1 protein-coding gene is annotated in these 3,434 nt (G+C 73.9%); it reads left to right on the plus strand.

Features of this window, described 5'->3' with window-relative positions; genetic code table 11:
* On the plus strand, positions 1-3,434 hold a 3,434-nt coding region (locus AB0I88_RS41095), incomplete at both ends, for an SDR family NAD(P)-dependent oxidoreductase (RefSeq protein ID WP_361037698.1).

Below are 3,434 nucleotides of genomic sequence, written 5' to 3' on the forward strand. Positions count from 1 at the left end.
CAACTCCGCCACACCGTCCGATTCACCGACGCCATCACCACCCTGCGCACCAACAACGTCACCACCTACCTCGAAATCGGACCCGACACCGTCCTGGCAGCCGCCACCAGCGGCATCGCCACCATGCGCCGAGGCCAGTCCGAGACGGCCAGCCTGGCCAGGGCGATCGGGGACCTGTTCACCGCCGGCACCGCCGCCCCCGGCTACTTCACCGGCCGGCGGGCCGTCGGGCTGCCGCCGTACCCGTTCCAGCGCCGCCCCTACTGGCTACGCCCGGTGCCCGCCGGTGACGTGACCGCCGCCGGCTTGACCGCGGCGGCCCACCCGTTGCTCGGCGCGGTCCTGGGAACGGCCGACGCCGACCGGCTCGTCCTCACCGGGCGGCTGTCCCTGCGCGAGCAGCCCTGGCTGGCCGACCACGCCGTCCACGACACCGTGCTGCTGCCCGGCACCGCGTTCCTGGAACTCGCCGTCCAGGCCGGTGCGCACACCGGCAGCCGGGTGATCGAGGAGCTGACCGCGCGGGCGCCGCTGGTGCTGACCGAGGACCAGCGGATCAACCTCCAGGTCTGGGCCGGGCAGCCGGACGAGCAGGGCCGTCGTGAGGTGGGCGTCTACTCCCAGCCCGCCGGTCAGGGCCCGGGTGCGGAGTGGACCTGTCACGCCACCGGCACGCTGGCCGACGAGGCGGCGCCGGTGCCCGAGGCGGATCCGGCCTGGCCACCGGCCGGAGCGGAACGTGTCGATCTCGGCGACTTCTACCAGTGGCTGCTGGCCCGCGGCCTCTGTTACGGCCCCGCCTTCCAGGGCGTACAGGAGGTGTGGCGCCGGGACGGCGAGTGGTTCGCCCGGGTGACGTTGCGGGCCGAGGAGGAGCCGGCGGCCGCACGGTACGGCGTACATCCGGCGCTGCTCGACGCGGCGATGCATCCGCTGATGCTGCATCTCGACGGTGACCGGGCCTGGCTGCCGTTCTCCTGGCGTGGCGTGCGGCTGTTCCGCGCGGGTGCCCCGGCGCTGCGGGTCCGGCTGACCCCGGTGGGCGAGAGCACGCTGCGGGTGACCACCACCGACGACGAGGGTGACCCGGTGCTGGCCATCGACGGGGTGACCGTCCGGCCGGCACCGGCGAACGGGCTGCCCGGGGCGGAGACCCCGGCGGCGCTGCACCGGATCGACTGGGTGCCGACTCCGGCTCCGGCTCCGGCCGGTGATGGCGTCCCGGGTGCCGAGGTCTTCCGGGTCTCCCCCGGAGACGACGCCGAGTCGGTCCGGCGATCACTGCACGACACCCTGGCGACGGTACGGGAGACCCTCACCGGAACCGGCCGCCTGATCGTGGTGACCCGGGCCGGAGATCTGGCGGGCGCGGCGACGTGGGGCCTGGTCCGTACCGCGCAGTCCGAGCATCCGGGCCGGTTCGTCCTGGTCGACAGCGACGGCTCCGAGCGGTCCGAGCGGGTCCTGACAGCCGCGGTCGCCGGCGGGGAGGAGCAGCTCGCCCTCCGTGACGGCGTACCGTCCGTACCCCGGCTGCGAAGCTGGCCCGGTCCGGATCGCGAAACCTCACCGGATGCCGGGCGACGGCTGTTCGACCCGTCCGGCACCGTGCTGATCACCGGCGGCACCGGCACGCTCGGCACCGTGCTCGCCCGTCACCTGATCACCCGGCACGGGGCCGAGCACCTGCTGCTGATCTCCCGCCGGGGCCGGGACGCGCCCGGCGCCGCCGAACTGACCGCGGAACTGGCCGCGCTGGGCGCCACGGTCCGGGTGGCCGCCTGCGACGCCGCCGACCGGGACGCGCTGGCCGCGGTGCTCGGCGATCTGTCCCGGCCGCTGGTGGGTGTGGTGCACACGGCCGGGGTGCTGGACGACGGCATCCTGGAGTCACTGACCGCCGAGCGGCTGGACACCGTGCTGCGCCCGAAGGTCGACGCCGCCCTCAACCTGCACGAACTGGCCGGCGACGTCGAGCTGTTCGTGCTGTTCTCCTCGGTGGCGTCGGTCGCCGGTACGGCGGGGCAGGCGAACTACGCGGCGGCCAACGCCTTCCTGGACGGCCTGGCGATCCGGCGGCGAGCCGAGGGCAAGCCGGCGACCGCCCTCTCCTGGGGCCTGTGGTCACCGGCCAGCGCGATCTCCGGCGAACTGCGCGCGGTCGACCGGGCCCGGCTGGCGAACTCCGGTCTGCTGGCCCACGGCGTCGAGGAAGGGCTCGCCCTGTTCGACGCCGGGTGCCGCTCGGACGAGCCGCACCTGGTGCCGGCGCACATCGACCGGGCCGCGCTGCGGACCGCCACGAACGTCGCCGCGCCGCTGCACGGTCTGGTCCGGGTGCCCCGCCGAAGGGCGACGGCCCTCCGTCCGGGCGCCACCGCGCTCGGCGGGGAACTGGCCGGGCGCACCGAGGAGGAGCGTCGTCGCTACCTGCTCGACCTGGTGCTCACCCACGTCGCGACCGTGCTCGCCCACCCCGATCCGGACGCGATCCCGGTGGCCGAATCGTTCCGCGGGCTCGGCTTCGACTCACTGATGGCGGTCGAGCTGCGCAACCGGCTCACCGGCGCGACCGGGCTGCGCCTGCCGGCGACACTGATCTTCGACCATCCCGCTCCGGAAGCGCTGGTGGCGTACCTGCTCAGCGAACTGAGCGACCGCGTGCCGGAGCAGACGCCGGTGCCGGCGGCGGTCCGGTCCGCCGACGAGCCGATCGCGATCGTCGGCATGGCCTGCCGCTACCCCGGCGGGGTCGCCTCACCGGAGGACCTGTGGAGCATGCTGGTGGAGGGCCGGGACGGCATCGGTGATTTCCCGGCCGACCGCGGCTGGCGCCTCGACACTCTCTTCGACCCCGATCCGGACACTCCCGGCACCAGCTACGTCAACCAGGGCGGGTTCCTGCACGACGCGGCGGATTTCGACGCCGAGTTCTTCGGGATCAGCCCGCGGGAGGCGCTGGCGATGGATCCGCAGCAGCGGGTGTTCCTGGAGACCTGCTGGGAGGCTCTGGAGAGTGCCGGTGTGCGCCCGGAGCGGTTGCGCGGCTCGGCCACCGGCGTGTTCACCGGGCTGATGACCCACGACTACGCCGCCCGTTCCAGTGCGGTGCCCGAGGGGGTCGAGGGCTTCTGGGGCACCGGCACGGCGGGCAGTGTCGCCTCCGGCCGGGTGGCGTACACCTTCGGGTTGGAGGGGCCGGCGGTGACGGTGGACACGGCGTGTTCGTCGTCGTTGGTGGCGTTGCATCTGGCGGTTCAGTCACTCCGTAACGGTGAGTGTTCGCTGGCGCTGGCCGGTGGGGTGACGGTGATGTCCACTCCCGGTCTCTACGTCGAATTCTCCCGGCAGCGGGGGTTGTCCGCGGACGGCCGGTGCAAGGCGTTCTCCGACGACGCCGACGGCACCGGCTGGGCCGAGGGTGTCGGTGTCCT

It is taken from the genome of Actinoplanes sp. NPDC049802 (assembly GCF_040656595.1).
Classification (GTDB): Bacteria; Actinomycetota; Actinomycetes; order Mycobacteriales; family Micromonosporaceae; genus Actinoplanes.